Origin of the sequence: Winogradskyella epiphytica (assembly GCF_003217215.1) — a bacterium.
Taxonomy (GTDB): Bacteria; Bacteroidota; Bacteroidia; order Flavobacteriales; family Flavobacteriaceae; genus Winogradskyella; species Winogradskyella epiphytica.
The window spans coordinates 661,732-685,525 of the sequence record NZ_QJTD01000001.1 but is presented as its reverse complement, the minus strand read 5'-3'; the positions used below and the strand labels follow the sequence as shown (position 1 = coordinate 685,525).

22 protein-coding genes are annotated in these 23,794 nt (G+C 34.2%); 4 read left to right on the top strand and 18 right to left on the bottom strand.

The window, feature by feature from the left end:
* Positions 1-54: 54 nt before the first annotated feature.
* A complete protein-coding gene (locus DFQ11_RS03005) occupies positions 55-1,008 on the bottom strand; it encodes an NAD-dependent epimerase/dehydratase family protein (protein WP_110474127.1) in 954 nt (317 codons plus the stop codon).
* Positions 1,009-1,181: 173 nt separating this feature from the next.
* Between DFQ11_RS03005 and DFQ11_RS03000 the strand changes: the two genes are divergently transcribed.
* Positions 1,182-1,709, top strand: coding sequence for a hypothetical protein (locus tag DFQ11_RS03000; RefSeq protein ID WP_110474126.1), 528 nt, complete (start codon positions 1,182-1,184; stop codon positions 1,707-1,709).
* A 100-nt stretch (positions 1,710-1,809) separates the two neighbouring features.
* A complete protein-coding gene (locus DFQ11_RS02995; protein ID WP_110474125.1) occupies positions 1,810-3,879 on the top strand; it encodes a M13 family metallopeptidase in 2,070 nt (689 codons plus the stop codon).
* A gap of 72 nt (positions 3,880-3,951) precedes the next feature.
* On the opposite strand, the gene DFQ11_RS02990 is transcribed toward DFQ11_RS02995, so the two are convergent.
* Together DFQ11_RS02990 and DFQ11_RS02985 are read right to left on the bottom strand one after the other, a co-directional pair.
* Positions 3,952-4,677 (bottom strand): hypothetical protein, encoded by a 726-nt coding sequence (locus DFQ11_RS02990; protein ID WP_110474124.1) that lies wholly within the window; start codon positions 4,675-4,677, stop codon positions 3,952-3,954.
* A gap of 77 nt (positions 4,678-4,754) precedes the next feature.
* On the bottom strand, positions 4,755-5,564 hold the full coding sequence (locus DFQ11_RS02985) for a Rossmann-fold NAD(P)-binding domain-containing protein (protein WP_110474123.1): 810 nt from the start codon (positions 5,562-5,564) through the stop codon (positions 4,755-4,757).
* A gap of 114 nt (positions 5,565-5,678) precedes the next feature.
* On the opposite strand from DFQ11_RS02985, the gene DFQ11_RS02980 reads away from it, so the two are divergent.
* The gene (locus DFQ11_RS02980) at positions 5,679-6,164 is read left to right on the top strand and encodes a CBS domain-containing protein (RefSeq protein ID WP_110474122.1); all 486 of its coding nucleotides are present in this window, start codon (positions 5,679-5,681) and stop codon (positions 6,162-6,164) included.
* Here the strand turns inward: DFQ11_RS02980 and DFQ11_RS02975 are convergent.
* The 10 genes from DFQ11_RS02975 to DFQ11_RS02925 form a co-directional block, all read right to left on the bottom strand.
* Entirely contained in the window at positions 6,161-6,511 is a 351-nt protein-coding gene (locus tag DFQ11_RS02975) for a hypothetical protein (RefSeq protein ID WP_110474121.1), read from the bottom strand. The genes DFQ11_RS02980 and DFQ11_RS02975 overlap by 4 nt on opposite strands.
* 40 nt (positions 6,512-6,551) lie before the next feature.
* Positions 6,552-7,196: a spermidine synthase gene (locus tag DFQ11_RS02970; protein WP_110474120.1), complete on the bottom strand. Its 645-nt coding sequence runs from the start codon at positions 7,194-7,196 to the stop codon at positions 6,552-6,554.
* An 82-nt stretch (positions 7,197-7,278) separates the two neighbouring features.
* Positions 7,279-9,186, bottom strand: a complete 1,908-nt coding sequence (locus DFQ11_RS02965) for a S9 family peptidase (protein WP_110474119.1) — start codon at positions 9,184-9,186, stop codon at positions 7,279-7,281.
* An 89-nt stretch (positions 9,187-9,275) separates the two neighbouring features.
* Entirely contained in the window at positions 9,276-10,154 is an 879-nt protein-coding gene (locus DFQ11_RS02960; RefSeq protein ID WP_110474118.1) for a universal stress protein, read from the bottom strand.
* Positions 10,155-10,203: 49 nt separating this feature from the next.
* Entirely contained in the window at positions 10,204-11,877 is a 1,674-nt protein-coding gene (locus DFQ11_RS02955; protein ID WP_110474117.1) for a BCCT family transporter, read from the bottom strand.
* 713 nt (positions 11,878-12,590) lie between these two features.
* Positions 12,591-13,193 carry a hypothetical protein gene (locus DFQ11_RS02950; protein ID WP_229791230.1) on the bottom strand — a complete coding sequence of 201 codons (603 nt, stop codon included), beginning with the start codon at positions 13,191-13,193 and terminating at the stop codon, positions 12,591-12,593.
* 136 nt (positions 13,194-13,329) lie between these two features.
* Positions 13,330-13,974, bottom strand: a complete 645-nt coding sequence (locus tag DFQ11_RS02945) for a hypothetical protein (RefSeq protein ID WP_158524978.1) — start codon at positions 13,972-13,974, stop codon at positions 13,330-13,332.
* Between the two features lie 121 nt (positions 13,975-14,095).
* Positions 14,096-14,677, bottom strand: a complete 582-nt coding sequence (locus tag DFQ11_RS02935) for a DUF7010 family protein (RefSeq protein ID WP_110474113.1) — start codon at positions 14,675-14,677, stop codon at positions 14,096-14,098.
* 221 nt (positions 14,678-14,898) lie between these two features.
* Entirely contained in the window at positions 14,899-15,786 is an 888-nt protein-coding gene (locus DFQ11_RS02930) for a GIY-YIG nuclease family protein (RefSeq protein ID WP_110474112.1), read from the bottom strand.
* Between the two features lie 162 nt (positions 15,787-15,948).
* Positions 15,949-16,545, bottom strand: a complete 597-nt coding sequence (locus DFQ11_RS02925; RefSeq protein WP_110474111.1) for a CHAP domain-containing protein — start codon at positions 16,543-16,545, stop codon at positions 15,949-15,951.
* Between the two features lie 255 nt (positions 16,546-16,800).
* Here DFQ11_RS02925 and DFQ11_RS02920 point away from each other — a divergent pair, with 255 nt between their 5' ends.
* Entirely contained in the window at positions 16,801-17,133 is a 333-nt protein-coding gene (locus tag DFQ11_RS02920) for a single-stranded DNA-binding protein (protein WP_110474110.1), read from the top strand.
* A gap of 141 nt (positions 17,134-17,274) precedes the next feature.
* On the opposite strand, the gene DFQ11_RS02915 is transcribed toward DFQ11_RS02920, so the two are convergent.
* The 5 genes from DFQ11_RS02915 to DFQ11_RS02895 form a co-directional block, all read right to left on the bottom strand.
* Positions 17,275-18,045, bottom strand: coding sequence for a 3-hydroxybutyrate dehydrogenase (locus DFQ11_RS02915; RefSeq protein WP_110474109.1), 771 nt, complete (start codon positions 18,043-18,045; stop codon positions 17,275-17,277).
* Positions 18,038-18,820, bottom strand: coding sequence for an alpha/beta fold hydrolase (locus DFQ11_RS02910; protein WP_110474108.1), 783 nt, complete (start codon positions 18,818-18,820; stop codon positions 18,038-18,040). The genes DFQ11_RS02915 and DFQ11_RS02910 overlap by 8 nt, the downstream gene beginning before the upstream one ends.
* A gap of 11 nt (positions 18,821-18,831) precedes the next feature.
* Positions 18,832-21,321, bottom strand: a complete 2,490-nt coding sequence (locus tag DFQ11_RS02905; protein ID WP_110474107.1) for a TonB-dependent receptor — start codon at positions 21,319-21,321, stop codon at positions 18,832-18,834.
* Positions 21,322-21,479: 158 nt separating this feature from the next.
* A complete protein-coding gene (locus tag DFQ11_RS02900) occupies positions 21,480-22,895 on the bottom strand; it encodes a hypothetical protein (protein ID WP_110474106.1) in 1,416 nt (471 codons plus the stop codon).
* Positions 22,895-23,761 carry an alpha/beta fold hydrolase gene (locus DFQ11_RS02895; RefSeq protein WP_158524977.1) on the bottom strand — a complete coding sequence of 289 codons (867 nt, stop codon included), beginning with the start codon at positions 23,759-23,761 and terminating at the stop codon, positions 22,895-22,897. The genes DFQ11_RS02900 and DFQ11_RS02895 overlap by 1 nt, the downstream gene beginning before the upstream one ends.
* Positions 23,762-23,794: the final 33 nt, after the last annotated feature.

The window sequence follows — 23,794 nt, the reverse complement described above, 5'->3', positions numbered from 1 at the left end:
TTATATGAGTTTAATAAGATAAGCATTAATGGACAATTATAACTATAATCCAAGCTAAGCGGTATATTTCTTCTTCAACTGACTTAACATTTCTTTAGTCATCGTATCAAGATCAAAATCATGTGACCAATTCCAATCTTTTCTTGCCACGCTATCATCAATAGACGAAGGCCAACTATCTGCAATCGCTTGTCTAAAATCTGGTTGATAAGTAATGGTAAATTCTGGCATTTCAGCTTTAATACTTTCAAAAATATCTTTCGGAGTAAAACTAATAGCCGATAAGTTATAAGAAGATCTAATACTTATGCTCTCTGATGGAGCCGCCATAAGATCTGTTGTAGCTTTAATAGCATCATCCATAAACATCATAGGTAAACTCGTGTCCTCAGATAAGAAACACTCGTATTTCCCTTCTTTTATGGCTTCATGATAGATTTCTACAGCATAATCAGTTGTTCCACCACCTGGCATGGCTTTATGGCTAATAATTCCTGGATAACGAATACTTCTTACATCTACACCATATTTTTCATGGTAATATTCACACCAACGCTCGCCAACTTGTTTCGTGATACCGTAAACCGTGGTTGGTTCACAAATGGTATGTTGTGGCGTGTTTTCTCTTGGTGTTGTTGGTCCAAAAACAGCAATACTGCTTGGCCAGAAAACCTTTTTAATTTGACCTGTTTTTGCCAAGTTTAAAACATGAAAAAGTGAATTCATATTTAAATCCCAAGCTTCCATTGGATATTTTTCTCCTGTAGCACTTAATAAGGCTGCCATTAAATAAATAGTATCTATCTCGTGATTGACACAACAATCCTTTATTGCGTTAAAGTTTTTAGCATCTAGGATTTCGAATGGTCCAGCGTTAACTAATTCTAAATTTCTGGTATTTATATCGCTAGCAATAACGTTATCTGTTCCGTGTAACTCTCTTAACTTTGTGGTTAGTTCCGTTCCAATTTGCCCACAGGCACCAATGACTAGTATTTTTGAAGACATGTATTTCTATTAAATTTACGCCAAAAGTAATAAGAATTAAGGCGTTTCAATATTAATATTTTTATAAATAAATGTCTTTTTTTTGTGAAACACACTTGTTAATTTTTTAGTTACGGCACTAAATCCCTGAAATAGATAGTTTAGTATCTTTACCGTTTAAAACAATAGCCTTTATGAAGATTAAATTTCTAGTATTATTTCTATGTGGTGCCGTATTATTATGTTGCGGCGATGACCCAAAATCCGAAATAAAAGTTGAAAATCAAGAGCAATCGGAAGGACATTCAAGAATTACAGCTAAAACTATTGAAGATTTAAAATATACAGATTACGTATTAAGTAGTGAAGCGGAGGACGTTGTATCCACATGGGAGAAGTATAGAGAATTAGATACCCAAATCAGTTATTTGAAGAAGGCTGACTTCTCATTTTTTAATGGTGATATAGAGCTGTTAACCAAGTTTATTGATGGGTTTAAAGCAGGATTGCCAGAGAATTTAAAAACAAATCCTATTATTTCGAGAGTTGCAATTATTGAAACGGCACTCTTAAAGTTGAATGAAAATTTAACCTTAGACAATATTAAAAGGAAAGATAAATTGTTTGGAATCAAAGAGGTATTAGTGTCTTTTGCCAATTTGAATTATCAAATTAATAAGAAATTAGAACGTGATATGTTCGATAAGATTCAACCCGAATAATTACCAAATCAGAAATTTTAGTTTCAGTAAGTTGTAACTATAATATTATTCTAAAGACATATAAGTCAGTACCTTTAATTAACTTAAATAATATAACCTTATGAAAATCAATTTGAACCAAGTCGTAGTGCTTTCGGTTTTAAGCTTATTTACCGTTTTGTCTTGTAAAGAAGAAACGAAGAAAGATACTATGATGGTCGAAGAAAAAATTCCTGGAATTGTTCTAGAGAATATGGATACTTTAGTGAATCCGAAAGATGATTTTTACAATTACGTAAATGGTAATTGGATGAAGAACACTACAATCCCAGAGGATGAATCGGGTTGGGGTGGATTTAATGTTTTGCGAAAGTCAACTCGAAATGAAGTGTTGGATATCGTTAAAACATCAAAAGAATTAGGAACTTATAAAGAAGGTTCAGATCAAAAAAAAGCCTTACTATTTTTTGAATCGGAATTAGATACGGTTACAAGAAACGAATTAGGCATTAAGCCTTTACAACCATTCTTAGATGAGATTGAAGGCATTAAGAATCTAAATGATATGCAAACTGTTTATGCCACTAAGACAGGAGTTGCAGCGCCATTTTTTGGTTTTCGAGTGTTTCCAGATTTCAATGATAGTAGTATGAATGCGCCGTATATCACTCAAGGTAGACTAGGCTTACCTGATCGTGATTATTATGTGCTTCAAGACGAAAAATCTAAAGAGCGTCGTCAGCAATATGTAGATCATATGACTAAAATGATGCAGTTTATAGATTATAATGAAGCAGATGCTAAGAAAGCTGCTGAAATGATTTTAGCTCTTGAAACCAAACTCGCCGAACCTCAATTAAATAAAGCGGAGCGAAGAGATTTTAAAAACATCAATAACCCAAGAACGCTAAAAGAATTATCTCAGCTGACACCAGCGGTAAACTGGACTAAGTTTATTTCAGATATTGGGGTTGAACAAGAATTAGATACAGTTTATGTTGTCGAATTAAAATATATGAAAGAGCTTCAAAACATCTTAAAATCTACACCAATTGAAGATATTAAGACAGTTATGAAATGGAGTACTTTAAATAATGCCGCTTCAGCCTTATCAACAGAAATTGAAACTGCTAGTTGGGAATTCTATAGTAAAACTTTAAGAGGTACTGAAAAGCAAAAACCTGCTGAAGATCGTGCAATGGATAATGTTACAGGACGTGTAGGAGAAGCTATAGGGAAACTATATGTTGATGCTAAATTTCCGCCAGAAGCAAAAGAAAAGGCTGAAAAAATGATAGCGTATGTCATCACAGCATTTAAAGGTAGAATAGAGAACCTGGAATGGATGACTCCTGAAACGAAGCAAGAAGCCATCAAAAAACTGGACAAATTCACCGTTAAAATTGCTTATCCGGATGAGTGGAAAGATTATTCGAAATTAGCTATCGAAGAAGGGAATAGCTATGCTGAAAATATGTTAGCATTTACAGATTGGAGTATGAAAAAGTCCTTGGAAGATTTAGGGCAGCCTGTTAACAAAAAAGAATGGGGAATGCCACCACAAATGGTGAATGCTTATTTTAATCCAATGAATAACGAAATTGTTTTCCCTGCGGCAATATTACAACCACCTTTTTATAACTATACTGCAGATGAAGCCGTTAATTATGGAGGAATAGGTGCTGTTATAGGTCATGAAATTTCACATGCTTTTGACGATCAAGGCTCTCAGTTTGATAGTGATGGTAACTTAGTAAATTGGTGGACGGCTGAAGATTTGGCCGAATTTAAGAAAAGAGGAGACCAACTTGTTGAACAGTATTCCGCTATTCAAGTTGCAGACAGTTTATATATCGATGGTCGCAATACACTGGGAGAAAACATAGGTGATCTAGGTGGTTTATTAGGAGCTTACGACGGATTACAATTGTATTTTGAAGAAAATGGAAGACCTGAAGATATCGACGGGTTTACACCTGAGCAACGTTTCTTTATGTCTTGGGCAACCGTATGGCGAACACTAAGCCGACCTGATGCTTTAGAAACTCAAATTAAAACAGATCCGCATTCGCCTGGAATTTATAGAGCCACTCAGCCATTGAAAAACATCGATGCTTTTTACGAGGCCTTTGATATCAAGGAAGGTGATGCTATGTACTTGGAACCAGAAAAACGTGTTAGAATCTGGTAATTCAATTGCAACATAATGTAATAAAAAAGGCAGCTCATTGAGCTGCCTTTTTTATAATACTACTATAAGAAATTAGTTTTTTGAAGCTGCAGCATTTTTAGCTTGTTGTGCTTTTTGAGCTTCTAAGGCTTCACGACTTACTTTTGCTAAATTGAAATTAGAATCAATAGCTAAAGCTTCGTTTAAAAGCGCTAGGGCAGAATCAATATTTTCAGTCTTATTTTCAGAGAATTTTAATAGTGCTTTTAAATATTTTAAAGCTGCTTTCATAGACGTTTCATAAGGCTGTTGTTGATCGTAAAACGCACGCTTCATATCATCCTTAACATTTGCCATCGCATAGTCTATGTTTTCCTTAGCACCTGCTAAATCATTCACTTGAATTTTCATATCTGCCATTTCGTAAGCTAAATATACATTAGGATTACGCTTATATAAAACCTCGAAGTGCTCTAAGGCCATTTTTGGTTGATTAAGTTCCTTTAATGCTGAAGCTTTCACTTGCACATTTAAATCAGAATCGGAAACGTTTTTTTCTACACCAATGGTATTTAAGGCTTGCATATATTTCCCCTCAGAAACATAGATGTATGCTAAAGTGTCTTTTCTAGCAACAGAAGGCTCAATAACTTCAAGATGAGTCATAGCGTTAATAATACCTTGAATATCTCCTTGTGCTTTCATTTGCTTATAGTATGCTTCGTAATGTTTTTTCAATTCTGCATTACTTTGTGCAAACATATTTACTGAGAATAGCATGATTCCAATAGTAATTGGAATAATTGTAATCTTCTTCATGTGTTGTATTTTGTTTTAATTAATTGGGCTAAATCTATAAAAATTAATAGGAATTGGTCTTAAAAAACTAATAATTTCTAAGGTCTTACCTTAAAGCTATAGTTCAAAAGCTGTACCAATTTAGAACTATCAACTAGCTTTCCTTTACTTTCTTCTGAAGTATTAAATTTTGGAGCTGCTAAATTCTTTTGATTACAATAGGAAATGTAGTAGTCGGATTTATTAGGATGAAAGGGAAAAGCCGCATTGAAAACGGTACCCCAATGATTCTTTTTAACAATTGAAGTTATTATAGAAATACAATCGGATTGGTGTATTAAATTTATAGGTGCTTTTGGATTAGAAACCCCGGTTCTTCCTGCCAGATATTTCGCAGGATGACGATCGTCGCCTATCAATCCTCCAAAACGTAGAATTGTAGTTTTGAAATTAGGAGTAGTCTGAAGCAGGGCTTCAATATCAATAAGTTGTTTGGAGCTGTTTGATGTGGCATTAGGAGGAGTTTCAGCTGTAATAATTGGAAAATGAGCTTCATCTTCAAACACCGAAGTAGAACTTATATAAAGTACTTTTTCGATAGATTGCTGTTCAGCAGCTTTGATAAGATGTTTAATCTCTTTAACATGATTTTTATTCGGGTTTTTTCTTAATCCTGGCGGTATATTTATAATTAGAATAGAACTGCCTTTAAGAAATTCAGAATAATTTCCACTTATTCCTGATTCTTCTAACGACACTAGAAAAGGTTGGATATTATGACTTATTAAGACTTCTAATTTATTTGATGAGGTGGTAGAGCCCTTGACAATATACTCTTCATTTATTAAGTTTTTAGCTAGTGGTAGGCCTAACCAACCACAGCCAATAATGCTAATTTGTGTTTTCAAGTTAAACGGTTAAAATTAAAGGTTAAAAATACAACTTATTAACGCTATGTCGATTTTTTAATGATAACTGATTAATTTTCAGTAACTTTAAAAGGCACTCTAAATTAAATAATTATGGCAATAAAAAATTTTCAAGGCTCTCGAAGGCAGCAAGGAACCGCAGAAACTACAGCATTAAAAGTGAAAGACTATATGTCTACTAAATTAATAACCTTCAAACCAGAACAGTCCGTACAGGAGGTTGTAGAGGCTTTAATAAAGTTCAGAATTTCAGGTGGTCCGGTAGTAAATGATAATAATGAATTGGTAGGTATTATTTCTGAAGGCGATTGCTTAAAACACTTAAGTGAAAGTAGGTATTATAATATGCCTTTACAGCAGGACAATGTTGGAAAACGGATGATAAAAGATGTTGAAACTATTGATGGTGAAATGGATGTCTTTGACGCTGCTAATAAGTTTTTACAATCAAAAAGACGTCGCTTTCCTATAATAGTCGATGGAAAACTAGCGGGTCAAATTAGTCAAAAAGATATTTTAGTGGCAGCGCTTCAACTAAAGGGTGAAAACTGGAATAGCACTACAAAAGGTGGCGCTTAATCGTCTCGCTTCACCAAAGCATAATACTCTCCTTCCAAGGGTAAATACCCATGGTCATACACGAAGTAGTATACCGTACCTGCTTTAGTGGTATAAATACTTGTGAAATAATTAAAGTCGAATCCCTTTTCAATTAGCTTTGCTCTAGAGCATTTCATCTTTTTATTAGGATTGAGCGCTTCTAAAATTCGGTAATTCTTCCTTAAACGATTATTGGTGTTTCTGATGAAGTTTTTAGAATCTTTGTTAAGGCGATTGTTATAGGCGTTCCTACAACCATCGCTACAATATTTCTTATCGATTCTGCCAACTATTACATCACCACACTCTGGACATTTCTTTCGCATAATCTAAACTTAAGTCTAGACAATATACTAATAAATATGATTATAAACCACTGGCAATGACTATGGTATTGGTTTTATTCACATTCTCGTGAACCAGAACCTTAAAGACCTTTGTCTTTAGATAATTAACTAAAGTATTAATTTTTTCGTGATTGGAATGTTTAACTGAAGCATTGAAAATTATTGTTCCTTTTGTAGATTTTGATTTTAATACAAGATCCCAAAACGCTGTACTTAAAAATTGAGTAGGAACCGTTAGGTCGATATAAAGATCTACAATGATTAAATCGAAGGGTTTAGTATTCGTTTTAACAAATTCCGATGCGTCAATACAATGTATTTTTAAATGTTCGTCTTCGGTGATATCGAATTCAGTTTTAGCAATTTCAATAACAACAGGGTCAATTTCAACAGCTTCAATAGGTTTGTTGAAATTAAAATCCTTCCGAAGGGTTTCAATGACACTTCCGCCGCCCATTCCTAAGACTAATACTGAATTGATAGTGTCTAAGTCAACTTTGGTAAGTCCGAATTTTAAAATACGTTGTAGGGAACCATAGCTATAATTAGCGTTTTCAGAATTAAGGTGCTTTTTACCGTTAAACCAAGTGATTTCTAGTGTTCCACTGTATTTGGAATCAATAGTTTTGGTGACAGGATAAATATAACTGAATAGTCGCTTCATATAGTGCATAAAGATAGGGTTAAATAATAGGGGGTATCTAATAAGAACCTCTATTACCTAACCCTATTTTAAAAAAATAATTCTAAAGGGTATCTTTTAACCACTTAAAGAATTCATTTTGCCATACTAAAGCATTTTGTGGTTGTAGTACCCAGTGGTTTTCTTCAGGGAAATACAATAGCTTACTTTTAATACCTAACATTTGTGCTGCTTGGAAAGCACTTAAACTTTGCTCAATTGGCACACGGAAATCTTTTCCGCCTTGAATAATTAAAATAGGCGTATTCCACTTAGACACCAAATTGATTGGGTTAAACTCGTTATAAGCCTTTTGAGCGGTTTCATTTTCTTTATCCCAATATGGTCCGCCATAATCATGGTTGATAAAGAATAATTCTTCGGTAGTTCCATACATAGTTCTTGTATCGAAAACGCCATCATGAGAGATAAAGGTTTTAAAACGATTTTCATGAATTCCTGCTAAATAAAACACAGAATATCCACCGAAACTCGCTCCAATAGCGCCCAAACGGTCGTTATCTACGTAAGGTTCTTTAGCAACTTCATCAATAGCAGATAAGTAATCATCCATCACTTGTCCTCCCCAATCTTTACTAATAGCTTCGTTCCATTCTACACCATGTCCTGGCATACCACGACGGTTTGGTGCAACAATAATATAACCTTGTGAAGCCATTAGTTGGAAATTCCAACGGTAAGAGTAAAACTGAGATAGTGGCGATTGTGGGCCACCTTGAGCGTATAATAAGGTTGGGTATTTTTTAGATGCGTCAAAGTTAGGAGGTAAAATAACCCAAACTAACATTTGTTTGCCGTCTGTTGTAGTCACATAACGCTTTTCAACTTTAGGTAAATCAACGCTATTGTATAAATCTTTGTTGATGTCCGTTAATTGCTTAAAGCCGCTATTTTTCATATTGAAGCTAAACACATCAGCCGCATGGTTCATGTCTGTTCTAGTTACTAATAGCGTGTTTTTTTGCTGAGCTACAATACTTGTCACATCAAATTGACCTTTTGAAAGTTGTTCAACTATAGGAGCAATTCGTTTTCTACCTGGATAGTTGACTTTGAAAAGCTGAATAGTTCCATCTACTGGCGCTGTGAAGTAAATGTCTTTTCCGTCGTTACTCCATAAAAAACTTCTTACTGTTCCATCCCAGTTTGCAGTTAAGTTTTGTTTTACACCTTGGTTTAAAACAACGATATCATTCTTGTCACTTTCATAACCATCGGTCTTCATTTGTAACCAAGCTAAAGCACCTTCTGTAGAGAATGATGGATTGGTGTCGTAACCTTTGTTATCCTCAGTAATATTCTCCGTGGTTTTAGTCTCTAGGTTGTATTTGTAAATGTCTGTATTGGTGCTGTTAGCGTATGCTTTTCCTTTTAATTTTTTACTTACGTAATAAATGCTTTTTCCATCTGGAGACCAAACATAATCTTCATCGCCACCGAAAGGACGTTGAGGCGTGTGGTGAGGTTCGTTAGGCATAATATCGGTACCTTCTTCATCCTCAGACCCTACTTTTTTGTAGAATAAGTGATTGTAGCTACCATCTTGCCAAGTATCCCAATGACGAATGTCTAAATCTGAAAATACATAAACATCAGATTTGTCTAAATGTTTATAAACGTCTTTTCCTTTTATATCTTCGATATGAACTTCTTTGTGGAATAGTTGGTATTTCCCATCAGACGATACATTTTTGTCTACTGCTTTGACCTCTTCCTTTTTAATTTCGACTAAATCTCCGCCTGAGACTGGCATTTTATAATACTTAGAATCGAAATTGTTTTCTTCAATATTTGGAATTGATACTTTTAAGAATAGGGTAGAACCATCTTTGTCAAGTCCCATAACGCTAAGGCGTTCAACAGACCATAGTAATTCTGGCGTCATTGTTTTCTGTGCTGTTGCTAATGTGCTACTCAACATGATACTTAAAATTAGAAGTGCATTTTTCATAACCAATCGTGTTTGTAATGGAGGTGTTTTGTCTGAATAAATATTCGATTTTTTCTGTTTTTTAAAGAAATGTAAAGTTATGCTTTTCTTTAGTTAATAACCAATAAAGGAACTTTGATATGACTTACTAATAAATCATTGGTTACGCTTCCAATAAAGAGTTTGGTAATTTTGTTTCCTCCTCGTGCAGAGGTGACAATCATATCGAATTTCCCTTTTTCAGCATGACGTGTAATCGCATCAACGACAGATAAGTCTTCTCTTAAGGTATATCTAAAAGGAATGTCTTCAGAGATTTTGTACTTTTTTCGGAACTGTTGTACTTTTTCCTTGAGATGACGTTCAGTTTTATCTATTGCCTTTTCTTGATTGATATAAGGGTAGAAAAACGATGGAATATTATAAACATGTAAGGCTGCAATATTACCGCCAGAACGTTCTACTAAACTATCGGCTACTGAAAAACACTTTGCGGAAGCTGAACTAAAATCGGTAGGAACTAATACATTTTCCATCTTATGTTCTGCTTCTTCAGGAACTAAAAGCACACTAGTGTCAAGCATTCGAACAAGTTTTTGGTTCATAGCTCCTGTCCCTTGAAGTTCATCCTTATTACCAGTAACCATGATATCAACCTTGTATTTTTTTGCCAAGTGCGTTAAAATACTTTCGGTATAATCATCTGATGTGATAAGCACTGTATTTGGCACTGAGCCTGTATAGTGTTTATCAACGGTGTTTTGTATACTTCGATCTACGATATCTTCAACCGTAATACCTTCTTCAAGTAAATCGTCGTATAAATCGTATAACTTGTACTGCTTAATATTATGTGTAAAATATAAATGCTCAATATTCCACACCTTACATAGGTAGCTCACATACTTTAACAGAATAGCGTCCATTTCAGTTAGGTCCAAAGCGACCATTAACACTAATTCATTTTCTAATTTTATCGCCTTTTTCATTTGTTTCTATGCTTTAATGTATTCTTTAATGATTTCACCAATTGAAAACTTATAGGTCAGTTGGGTCTGATATCTTTTCAGTTTTCGTATCGGGATCTATTCTCTCTAAATTTTTCTCTTCACGTTCTTTATTAACCAAATTAAGAATGTTTTTTCTATAGGATTCACGCTCTGCAAGCTTCTCTTTGCGCTCTGCTTTTTCAGTGTCTTCCTTAACTCCACTATAGAGTGAAAAGCACATCATAACTAATAGGATAGCAAATGGAAGTCCGGAAATGGTGACTACCGTTTGTAAAGCATTTAATCCACCACCATACATTAAAACAGAGGCGATTATACCAATTGAAATTGCCCAAATTACGCGTTGGTATTTTGGCGTTTTTAATCGGCCACCAGAGGTAATACTATCTACAACAATAGCGCCTGAATCTGCTGAAGTAATAATGAAACTACAGATTAGTATAAGACCTAAACTTTTAAGCACAACAGCTAATGGGAATTTGTCGAAAAACACATAAAGTGCTGTTGAAATATTGTCGTTTACTGCAGCAATCATGGCGGTATCACCAAGTAAAATATCACGCATAGTCGTTCCGCCAAAGGCACTAAACCAAAGGAAAGTGACTAAGGCTGGTAAAATTAGTACACAAAGAATGAACTCTTTAATAGTTCGTCCTTTGGAAATTCTTGCGATGAAGGTCCCAACGAATGGCGACCATGATATCCACCATCCCCAATACATAATTGTTCGGGTTTTTTGCCAGTCCGTGCCACGTAAAGATTCTGTCCAAGTTGACATGTCTACAAAGTGAACTAAATAACTTCCTATATTTTGGATATATGATTTAAAAATAAACGTCGTTGGCCCTAATATTAAAACCAATAAAAAGATTGCTGAGGCTACTCTTACGTTCAGTTTACTTAACATTTGAACTCCTTTGTTAACACCACTAAATGCCGAAATGGTGGCCGCTAAGGTTACAGCTAAGATGATAATAACTTGATAAAATAATGAACTCGGAATTCCAAAAACATGAGTGAATCCTGAATTAATTTGCCCAACTCCAAATCCGATGGTCGTTGCTAGTCCGAATAGCGTGGTAATGACGGCCATGATATCAATGACATCACCCATCCATCCGTAGATTCTGTTTCCTAGAATTGGGTAAAATACCGAACGCAAGGTGAGTGGCATTTTTCTATTAAAGGTGAAGTAGGCTAATGAAAGACCTACTACCGAGTAAATAGCCCAACCGTGAATTCCGTGGTGTAGAAATGAGAAATTAATGGCCTCTTGTGCTATAAGTGCTGGCTCTTCGCCTGCTAAACGAGGTGGATTTAAAAAGTCACGAACAGGATCCGCAATACTAAATAACACTAATCCATTACCAATTCCTGCACTGAAGAGCATGGCAAACCACGCCCATAAACTAAATTCAGGTTTGGCATTCTTTCCTCCAATTCTTATGGCTCCAAACTTACTTAAAGCCATGTATAGACAAAAAACGATAAATAGGTTAACAGATAATGTGTATATCCAACCACCATGTGCAGAGACAGCGGTTTGTGCTATTCCGAAATAGTAATCTGCTTCTTCCTGAAATAGTAATGTAAATCCAACGGTGAAAACAATAACTGCGATTGTAGCAAAAAACACAGTTTTGTTTACAACGAGACCTAAAAATTTAGACGTAGGTTCTTCTCTAGAAACTTTAATAGACATATAAAAAATTGATATTTAAAATAATAATTTGAAACAAATTTCTTTCCCTTACGTGCTCCTATGGATTAATAGGTTGTGGAAAAAAAACATTCAATGAATCCTAAAATCTTAGAAAAACTTACCTTGAGTTTAAGTACCGAAAAAAAGTTCTGTAAATAATTAAGGATGTTTTATTAACTATGAAACTATTGATTTTAGAAGTCATCATACTAGAGGTTATAATTAATGGAAAAGCATCCATTATACCAATTTATAATCGTCTTTACAAATTTTTCAATTAGTTTTTAGAAGGAGGTGGAACGTGACTTTTTGTAGAGAGTTAATTCTATATAAATATTGAAGAAAACCATTTCAGAATTTAACAATTAAAGTTTGTTGATTATGAAATGAACACAAAACTTAAGCTAAAATTACGAATCGTCTTTTTGACTTATATTCTATTGAACGCCTACTGATTTTGAAAATTCTTCTATAGAATTTAGTTCAAGTTCTTTTCTCCTTATTATTTACATATTCAGGATCTTTTATTTCAAAAAAAGTACGAAGATTATTGTAATTAAGTTTGAGGTTGGTTGCGTGTTTAAGTGAATAAGTTAGCAAATAAATCACAGATAGAATATTTCACAGGACCCAAGCAAAGCGAACTGGCGAAGCAATGTTCGTAAGTAAGCTAAAACAAGCCATTAATTATACACGGTGTCAGTACACGTTTTTTATTCATTTTTAGATTCCATTTTCGGTGGCGGTAGAGGTGGTGGAATTTGCCTTAAATAATCGAAAAACACTCTCAATTCAATAGTATCTTTTGTTTCTTTTTTTATCTCGTCAAATGTCCGTGTCAATTGAGTTAAAACTTTTTTGAGCTCTTTTCCAGTTTTATTTGTATCTATTGTGACTTCGACAATAGCATTTCGCGGTAAATCAGGGTAATAAGGAGCTTTTCCTTTATTCAGGTAATGTCTTTTCAAAATCTGTTTTAGGTCACTAATCGGATAATTTTCATCAATTAGAATCGAGTCAGATTTAATTCGTAATATATTTTTAGATCTAATTAATCCGCCATCATAGATGTATGGTGTAATTCTTTTTTTGATTTTTTTATCATTAAATTCCACGACCAATTTTCCGTAATCTTTATCGTAAGTTCCAACCCTGTTTGTTATTTGTCTAAAATTTAATTTGGTTGTGTCAAGTAGGATTAATTGTGAAGTTTCAGCAGAGAAATCTCGGTCGGTAGGATAATATCGAATTTCAGTTGGATTGTTTTCACAACTTAAAACCAATAAAATTGTAGATATGTATAATGTTTTTCTCAAATGAGTGCTAACGGATTTGTGTATCTTAAGTTAGCAAATAAATCACAGATAGAATATTTCACAGGACTCGAGCAAAGCGAACTGGTGAAGTAATGTTCGTAAGTGAGCTAAAAGAAGCAATTAATTATGCACGGTGTTACCACACGTTTTCTTTTATTCCGATTAGTTTTTTCATTACTTCGTTGTAACGATTTATAATTCTTATTTTATTTCTTTCTACTATACAGCCAAATAGATATTCGTATTTAAGGTTATATTTTTTTGCTAATAATTTATTTCTTTTATAAGTTTCATCCGCCAAAAATCCGCCACCACCAAAAACTCTGCGAATTCCATTTTCAAAATCCAATTCAGCTTGTTTTTCACTATACAATTTATAAAATTCAGGTTCTGCTATTGAATCTCGGTAAACAGCTAATTTTTTGTCAGATATTCGAAGTTTTAAAGTATCTCGAATTTCATTAAAGTCAAACTCAAAAGTTTCATTGAGAACAGGTGAGTGGTCGTTTACTTTAATTCGGATAATTTTTTTTAAGTCCGTTGTAAATTTAAAAATTCCGGTTGAATCAGTTACTATTTCAGAAATGCTATCTTTTTGTTCAATCTTAATTTTATGTTTTCTGTTTGTCAAATTCTTGATTGTTCCATCTGGAAAAGATTCTAAAATTCGGTATTCGCTTTCCACAGATTTGTAAAATTCCACCTTTCCAACAATTTCTTTTTGAGAGTAAAGATTTTGTTGGAAAATCAAAATGGTCAATATGAATAGCGTTTTTCTCAAATGTGTGGTAACGGTTTCGTGTATGAAAAGTGCGTGTTTGTGTCAGAGGATTTTCGGAACGAAAATCGGAAGTAAGCAAACACGAACTTTCCTTTTGATTAAGCACTAAAATAAGCATTTTTTATACACAGTGTTGTGGTGCGTTTTTATTTCCACGTTCTTCTTTATTTCGCCTGTTTTTCAAAATTCCGATTGTTATTATATAAATCAGTACGATTGCGAATGGTATAGCAATAAATCTATGTTCAGGTAATAAATACCAAAGTGCAAGAACTATTGTCGTTCTAAAAGTTGCGTGGAAAATCCCAACCCAATGATTAATTATCCAAGAAAATGGTAACCACATTAAGCCTGTCAAAATTCCGACTGTCATAGGCAATGAAGAATAGTCTATAATAAAAAAAGGAATTGCAATAGAATAGGCTAAAAGTGCTTGTCCAACCGTAAAAAAGAAAAGCTTATCAAATTCATTTTTTGGTTTTGTTTTATCAAGGAAATTTTCACCTGTGAATTTTGAAATGAACATAGCTAAATACACAATACTACCAGTTCCAATAAAAATAGACCAAACTGCTATAAAATCAGAGAAAAAAATCCCAAAAATTCCGATAATTGTCCAAACTATTAGTCCTGATAAAGGTGTAGCAAGAAATTTTTGATTTGAAAATTCAATTCGTTGCTGTTCGAGTGTCCTTTTATTCATTGGTTATTCAGTCAGTTTTATTTTTTTATATTTCTCAAAAATTGTTCTTCGAATTACAATATTTTTTCTAAATTTTGATGCTTTTCCGATTTTTTTTAAATGCACCACAACGGTCTCGTATAACCGTCAGTTACGGGATTAAAGATAATGTTTTTCGGTTAAGCACAGACTTTAGCAATTCCGAGTGGATTCGGACGTAGTCGAATCCGCCGTAATTGCGGTTATACATTGTTGGCATTAGTTATTTCTTGTACTTCTCTAAATGTTTGTCCTTTAGCATTAACCCATTCAGTAAATCCATTGGAGTTTCTTCCTAAAATCATATTCGATGCTGCACTTGGGCTATTGAAAACTGTATCTTCTGCGAAAATTAGCTTGTCTTTATTTTCTACCATAATTTCAGTTTCAACTAATTTTCTTCTCATATTCCTATAAGTTTCTGTGCAAGAATTCGATAAGTTCTTTTTAGCTTCACTTCCTTTCAGGACTATATAACCTTGGTCAGTTTCTTTCATTGAAGCTTTAAATGTCTTGGTCTTTATAAAATATGTTTCGTGAGTAAAATTAGATTTTTCTATTTCATTTTCAGTTAATTGTTTTACTGTTGACGAAATGAGAAATTTGAAGCCCATAACAGGAAGAATTAACTTAATTTGTTCAAGAAAATATTCCATATCTGAAATGTCAGCCTCGTGTAAAGTCGGTAAGCTTGGTGAGTTTCCGTTGTCAATTTGAGCAGTTTTAGCCTCAATCGCTAATTGAACAAGCCTTGATTCCAGATACCTTATTTGTGTTTTTGTCAATAATTCATCTTTACTGACGAAAAAGATAAGTTCTTTAAAATCTTTATTAGGGTCACTCAAATGTTGTTTTAGTCGAGTTTTTATATTTTCAGCTTCTCCAATGTATATTTTTTCATCAAAAGCATCGTCTGTTGGGTCTCCTTTTAAACAGTAAATTCCAGGATTATCGAATTCACTTCTGTTCATTATTTTGTTAACAGTTGCTCTTGGACTATAAATTGCTTTTCCTACCCAATTTCCAATTTCACTTAATCTTGGACCGTAAGCAGTTCCATCAATCATATATACTGTTAATTTTTTCCCCATTTATGAATTTCGGTTTTAATTAATGCCAACGGTTTGGCTATGCGTAGTGCGGGATTGAGTAGCACTTCAGTGTCCGCCTAACGATATGTTTGTTAATATTCAATTACTTTCATTTTAGCACCAAAACCCGCATTACGTATAGCCGTTGTTGTGCGGTCGGCTTTATTTTTCTTTTCTTAACCATCCTAAAACTCGGTCATTTTCGATTGTCCATTTATTATTTTCAAATTCCAAGTCATAGGTTTCTCTTGATTGTCCATATGGTCCTGGATTTTGCTGGATAATTTCAACTTCGTCATCAGTCACTTTTGAAATTATCGCAACGTGACCGTATTTATTAAATACTGTTCCTTCGAAAATCAATAAGTCGTCAACTTTCGGTTTTGTCTGACTGAAATTTGAGTACTGTATTAGATTACGTTGCTTGTTTTTCTGTCCGTCTTTTAGGGATTTGTTGAAGAAGTCTTTTGCGTGACCATAACTATCAGGCATTTTATGATTTAAATGTTCATAATAGTACCTTTTTACAAATTCTACGCACTGATATTTTAGTCCAATGTTGTAGCCGTCAGTTGTTGTATTTCTCTCGGTTACATTACCAACGCCACCATTGAAGTAAACATAAACTCCATTGAATTCGTCAATTTGTTGTCCTATTTCGAAATCAGAGTTAAAGTTGAAATTCTTAAATGTCCAAAGTCCTGCAAATCCTAAAATAAGCAGTCCGATTATTAAATATGTCCAACGTTTTAATTTCAATTTGTCAGTTTTCTTAGGTGTCGTTTTTTAGCTGCCGCACAACTATTATGTAAATCTACTTTTTACACATCATAATAAAAATACAATAAATCCCAATAATTTCAATTGTATAGGTGGTTTTAATTAGTTACAAACGATTACAAACGAATGTAAGTGGTTAAATACCGACTAGTACTTGCAAGCTCTCACATCTTTGCATTGTCGAAACATAAGAACTCGATAGTATTAACTGTTTAACCATTAAATTTATTTATTATGAACACGCTCAGAAACAAAGTACAGTTGATTGGTAACTTAGGAAATGATCCAGAAATCACCAATTTTGAATCAGGAAAAACAATGGCAAAATTTTCAATAGCAACTAACGATAGCTATAAAAATGCCAAAGGTGAAAAAGTAGTAGACACGCAATGGCACAATATTGTGGCATGGGGAAAAACAGCGCAGATTGTAGAAAAATATGTTACAAAAGGTAAAGAAGTGGCTGTTGAAGGTAAATTAACATCAAGATCTTATGAAGATAAAGATGGGATAAAGCGTTATATCACAGAAGTGGTTTGTAACGAGTTATTAATGTTAGGGAAGTAAACCAAGCATTTAGAGAACTTTTCAAGTTCGATATAAAAAAAGGCATCAGAGATTTTTGACTAACACTTAAAGGTTTCTGATGCCTAATTTTATTTAAAGTACGATTCTATACTTAGCAGTTTTATAAATTCATACTAGGGTTTATTGAGCGCTCCATCCGCCATCTAACACAAATTCGGTTCCTGTGATGGTTGTTGAGCTTTCTTTCGCTAATAAAATCGCCATGTCTGCAATGGCTTCTAAAGGCACAAATTGCTTTACGGCTTGTTTTATTAGCATCACTTTTTCTACAACTTCGGCCTCTGTCATATGATGTGCCTTAGCTTGATCTTTAATCTGTCCCTCAACCAAAGGTGTTTTAACATAACCAGGACAAATAGCGTTACAGGTAATATTAAATTTAGCGCCTTCTAAGGCTAAGACTTTCGTCATTCCTATGACACCGTGCTTAGCGGTGACGTATGCCGATTTATATTCTGAGGCTCTAATGCCATGCACAGAAGAGATATTGATAATTCTTCCAAACTTTTGTTTTTTCATTTGCTTCCAAACGGCTTTTGAAGCATAGAAAACAGCATTCATATTAATAGCTATAATATTTTCATATTTGCTGTTTGGAAAGTCTTCAATAGGTGATACAAATTGAATTCCAGCATTATTAACCAAAACATGCAGTGCTCCAAAAGTTGAAATCGTGTCTTCTATTAATTGTTCAATGGCATCTGACTGCATTAAGTTGGCATTGGAAAACGCGACGTTTATATGCTGTTTTTTTCCAACCGCTTCAGCAATTTCGGCACCATTGCTTTCTAAACCATGGAACATAATATTATAACCTTCTTTAGCAAATTGCTTTGCAATTCCTAAGCCAATTCCGCTTGTGCTTCCTGTGATAAGAACGGTTTTATTCATGATTTAAAAATTTTTTAAGTTCTAAATTGAAGGTTTCAGGCTGATCGATCACAACACCATGTCTAGAGTTTTTTACCACAGTTAATCTGGCATTTTGCATGCGATTCACATATTCTTCTTTAAAAGAAATAGGTGTATAATCCATGTCCGATGCTACCACGAGAGTTCGCGTTGTAATGTCTTTAATTCTGTCTCCTAAACCCCAAGCCATTAAGGTGACGAATGATTTGAAATAAGAATTAAAGTCATTGTTTTTACATCGTGTTTCAAATTCGTTTCGAAGCTCAACTTGATGATCTTCTGGAAACATATTGAAAGCAATCTCCTTGGCTAGAGGAGCTAACCCTTTGGTGTTTAAGAATTCGACTCTGCTTTTCAGCATATCTTCACCGATTTTACCCATATCGTTAAAATCCGGACCGCTATTTACAATCACTAAATTTTCTAGATAATCAGAATGGCTGGCTGCCATTTCAAAAGCAACAGCGCCGCCCATTGAAAAGCCAACAGCTGTTACTTTTTTAATATTTAAATGATCTAAAAGCTGTATGACGTCTTCCGTCATTAATTCTACACCATAATCATCTTCTGGCTTGCTAGAATTACCATGACCTCTTAAGTCGACCGTAATTACGCGGTGCGTTTTAGAAAAGAAAGGGACCTGTGCGTCCCAATCTTTTTTTGTGGATCCTAACCCATGAAGCAATAGAAGTACCTTCCCTTTTCCACTGTCTTCATAGTCAAGTTCTATTGTATTAACTTGTGCTTTTGACATAGTTATGAAACTTAGTTGTTGCTTGCTGCGTTACTTTTCTTAATGTTAAATTTGTACTTAAGCTCAAAAGAAACTAAAGTTTCACTTGCTGGTGACGCTACAAACTCTCTAACTTCATTATTTAATAAGTTAGAAATGCTAAGTCCCATAGATAATTGGTCAGTTACGTTATAACCTGCGTTAGCATCGATTGTGAAACCTCCTAATTGTCCGTAGTTCCAAGTTCTTCCTACACGTGCATTTTCAACAATCTCATTAACACCATCACCATCCATATCTTGAGTTTCGGCAGCTACGTTAATACCAGAGAAGAAATCGTATTTTTCAACGAACCTTCCGTAGATCGCCCCATAGAATTTTCCGCTATTATAGTGAAATCCTAAGCTGAATTTATGATTTGGAGTGTTTACTGGTAGTTCGCTTTCTAAAACAACACCATCTAAGTTACCGTCATTAGCTAAATCGTCCTTGTCTAATTCACGACCGAAGTAAGAGTAGTTGAAAGATGATCTGAATGAATTACTGAAGTAGTAGTTTAAGCCAATATCAGCACCATAAGTATCAACATGTCCAAAGTTTAAATAGGTTAAGACAAATGAGCCGTTAGACCCTTCAATAACATCACCAATTGGTTGATCTCCTACATGAGTTACAAAGTTTCCGTTGGCCGTGTCAGCCACGTTAACTAATGGGCTAATAAAGTTGTCTGATTGGTTGTAATAGGCATTAACATCTATAAATAATTTGTCGCTTAACTGACCTTTATAACCAATCTCGTAAGAATTAATAGTTTCAACATCTAATTTAGGAATTTTAGTCCCGTCTGCTAAAGTGAATCCTTCACCATTACCTAATACTAACCCTCCGAATAAGTTTCCTTTAAGGTTTAATATTGAAGGTACTGCAATACCTTTTCCGTAAGTCGCTCTAAATGTACCACTATTAACTTTTTTAGTGATTGCTAACTTTGGAATAAAGTTAGAGCCATATAAATCGTGATTATCGTAACGTCCTCCAAATAAGAAGCCCCATCCAGAATCTTCTAATTTATATTCTAACTGTGTATAAACTCCTGTCTGTGCTAAATCAATTCCATCTTGATCTAAAAGGTAAGTCCCGTCAGAATCAGCCATGTCTAATTGGTACTGTGCGCCAACGGTGACGTAGAAATCATTCCAATTGTTGTTATACTGTGCTTCTGCATTAAAACGTTGTGAGTCATCTTTAAAAAGTGCTCCTCTTTGTAAGGCGACTCCTGTTCCAGGGCCTGTTGGGAACCATTGTTCAGTAAAAGAACGTTCACGAGCTTCTTCTTCTGAGAATCCATTTTCTATAAACGATACATAGTTTTGCGTTCTTTGGTTCATAGCGTAAGTATCATCAGTTTTACTCCATGTATAATAGGTATTAGCGAAGAAATGCTCTGACACAAATTTTAATTGAGCAATATCAATAGTCCAATCTTTAATTTGGTTTCTTCCGGCACTTGTAATTCCTATATTGCTGTTGTTACTATGTCCGTAATAACCAATAAGTTCTGATTCTTTAGTTGGCTTATAGTATAAAGAAGCCCCATATTTTCTTGAAGAGAAATCACGATCTAAATCCAATTCTTTGTAGGCTTTGTTTCCAACATAAACGCTATCGGTATAGTTGTATTCTTTTCCTTGAGAATGTTCAAAGTGAAACTTATAAGCGAACTTATCATTAATAGCTTCTGCATGTCTTAAACGTGCAGTAAAAACACTTTGATTACCTAAGCCTAAAGCAACAGTAGTTCCTTCAGATTTTCTTGGGTGCTTCGTAATAGTGCTTATTAACCCATTATGAGCGTTTGGACCATAAAGTGTTCCATTTGGACCTAATAAAATTTCAACACGTGAAATATCATCCTTAGTAACCGTAGAGAATGATCCTAATGGTAAACCTGTCGCGATTAATGTAGATAATCTGTCATCAGTAACTTGTAAGTTCTTTGAGTTGAAAGCCGAGTTGAATCCTCTAATGTTAATTCCTGTTCCTAAAACACCTGATCTAACGAAATCTACACCTTTCTGTCTTGCTGCTAGTTCACCAACATTAAAACTTGGGAACTCTTCAATATCTCTAGCTGTAATGACGTTTACTGTAGCAGGAACATCCGTAATTTTTTGAGGCTGCTTGTTTGCTGTTAAAATAACTTCATCTAGAATACTATTAGATTCGTTTAACTTAACGCTAAATGTCGTTGCTTTTCCGCCAGTGACTGAAACACTTTGAGTAGATGTGCCATAGCCCACATAAGATACCGTCACATCATAAGTGCCTTCTGCGATATTGTCGAGCATATATTTCCCGTCAAAATCCGTTATTGTACCTTTATCTAAGGCTTTAATATATACGGTAGCTCCAGAAAGGGGCATGCCGCTGTCTTCGGTAATTACTCCTTTAATGCTACCCGTTTCTTGGGCAGACATGAAAAAAGAACTAATTAAGGTGAGTACAAAAAATAGTTTTTTCATAATACTAGAATATTGATTAAGTTAGTTTGTAGAGCCAATCTATTATGAAAAAGAAAATTAACTCATGTAAAATCACAAGCTAATAGGTGTGACTTTTAAAAATATAGTTCAATTTAATCGGTAATTGTCGATAAAAGTGTCAATAATAGAGGGAGAAGTTAAATGTGTGACTTTAACTCTAAAAAGGCTTCAGGTAAATTGTTGGAAAGCTTATTTATCACCTTAATCATCAGTTGTTTCTGATTTTTAGTAGGTTGAGTGTCTTTAAGAGGTGCTTTTATTTCTTCTAATAGCCGTGATGAATTAATTTGACCTTCCATATATCTTGAAAGTGATATGCTCCAAGAAATATTAGGCACGTAATTGTTCTGTTTTTGACGCTCACTCTCCTTAGTGTTAAGGTTAAATTTTGAAGCGAGTTTTAGAACTTCTTCATACTTCTCCTGAATGATTAATACATTAATGTACGAGGTGAAAAAGTGATGCCAACGATGGTTGAGAACTTCATTTTTATATTTCTTTAGAAAGGTCTTGGCGGTGGATTCTGCCAATTCATTTTTTTGAAGCTCAGATAGCACGCGAATCTGATAAGAACAGTAGCCAATTTTCTGATGATAGTTATGAGTGTCTCTATACAATTCTTTGTATTTCTCTAATAAATCGAACGCTTTCTTGGGGGTGTTGTTTCGTAATAAAATGGCAACCAAATTATTCAGATACATCAAGGTGTCGTTGTTGTTTTGTCTGATTGAGAGGTAACCGTAAAACTCAGCTTCTTTAAATTCATCTTGTTTTGAATGAAGCAAAACACGACTAGCATAATAATTAGAAAGTAATCGACGAGAATACATTTCGCCTAAACTAAAATAATCGTCAATCTGATCAAGAATGGCTTTTAGCTTATCATTTTCACTGTAATTGGTGTACATGAAAGCTAATAAAACAAAGGCTTGATATCTGTTTTTGCCGTCAATGTGTTTGTCATTAAATACCTGTAGTAACCAATCTTCAAGGTGCTTGGTTTCGTGATTGTTTAAGGTGTATTGATTAGTGATTTCTGTTGTAGCATCGTAGAGTTTGTCTTTGATTGCTTTAACTTCAGAATAATGAGATTTATAATTTTCTATAAAGTCGGCTACAATATTATGGTCTTTATAGCGCATTCTCACCAAGAGGTATGACTTATACTCTTTAGCAAGATCAAATAAATTTTGAAAATTAAAATCTACGGCTCTATAGGTTGAAATATAATGAAGAAACTCTTTTTCTTCTTGTGAGGAAATAGCATCCGTCAGAATTTTTTCCTTTAACGACATAATCCAAGCAATAGTAGCATCGACATCTATGCTTAATAAACGCTTTTCAATCCAATCTTTAATGTAGGAGTATTTGCGTTTATTTATAGTTGTATCGAAATCCTTTCGCCCTTGCTGAGATACGGCATTAGAAATGACTAATGAGATAATGCTTAGCTTTTCTGGGTCTGTAAATTGATATTTAGATTCAAGATATTTAGCTTCATGTGGAAGAATGGTTTTGCTAAATTCTGTGAATTTTTTAAGCTTAGTTTTCATTACTCATTTACAAATTGTTCAATGAGGACGTTAGTTTCGTTTGGCTTTTCAAATTGTACAAAATGCCCAGCGTCTTTTATGAGTTCTACCTTTGCGTTTTTAATATGTTTAGTAGCCACATTAGCAACCGATTCAGTATCTAAATCTGGATTAAAGTAGCGGTTAGGTATTAACATGTCCTTATCTCCAAATATAACCAAAGTTGGTTGTATTATGTTTTCTAAATTTTTAATAACAGGATCGTCTAGCATACCGGAAATGCTTTTTACTATCGCCTCGCAATGCGCGTCAAAATCTGAAGCTTCAATAATTTTTTTCCGGTCGTTAATCATTTTTGAAACATCTTCAGGTTGTTCGTAAAAGTTGAGGGCATAATTTTTTTCAATTTGTGCATCCGGAGTGTTTTTAACCGATTCAGGCGTAAAAAATGCTTTCATAAACTTAGCATTTTCATCTCTAAACTGCTCCAATCCTGCTGGTGCTACTAATATTAGTTTTTCAATAGTATTTGGGTAGGTCGTGGCAAATTTAATACTGGCTTGTCCGCCCATCGAATGTCCAATCAGTATGATGTTTTTTAACTCTAATTTTTCAATAAACTGATGAATAATTTTTGCAAAATACGTTGGTGTGTAGTCGGCATCAGGCTTTGAAGATTTTCCGTAACCAGGTAAATCTATCGCAATGCAGGTATAGTCGTCTTTCAGGCTCTCAATATTTTTTGCCCAGGCATCCGAATTACTACTTAATCCATGGATGAATAATAAGGTTTTTTCACCTTCACCTTCTTTAATATAACTAATGTCTATGCTATCTAAAGTTGTGGTGTAGGTTTTAAAATTATATTCTGAAAGTATCTCTTTCATGAGTTTCTTTGAGTTTTGCGAAAATGCGTTAGT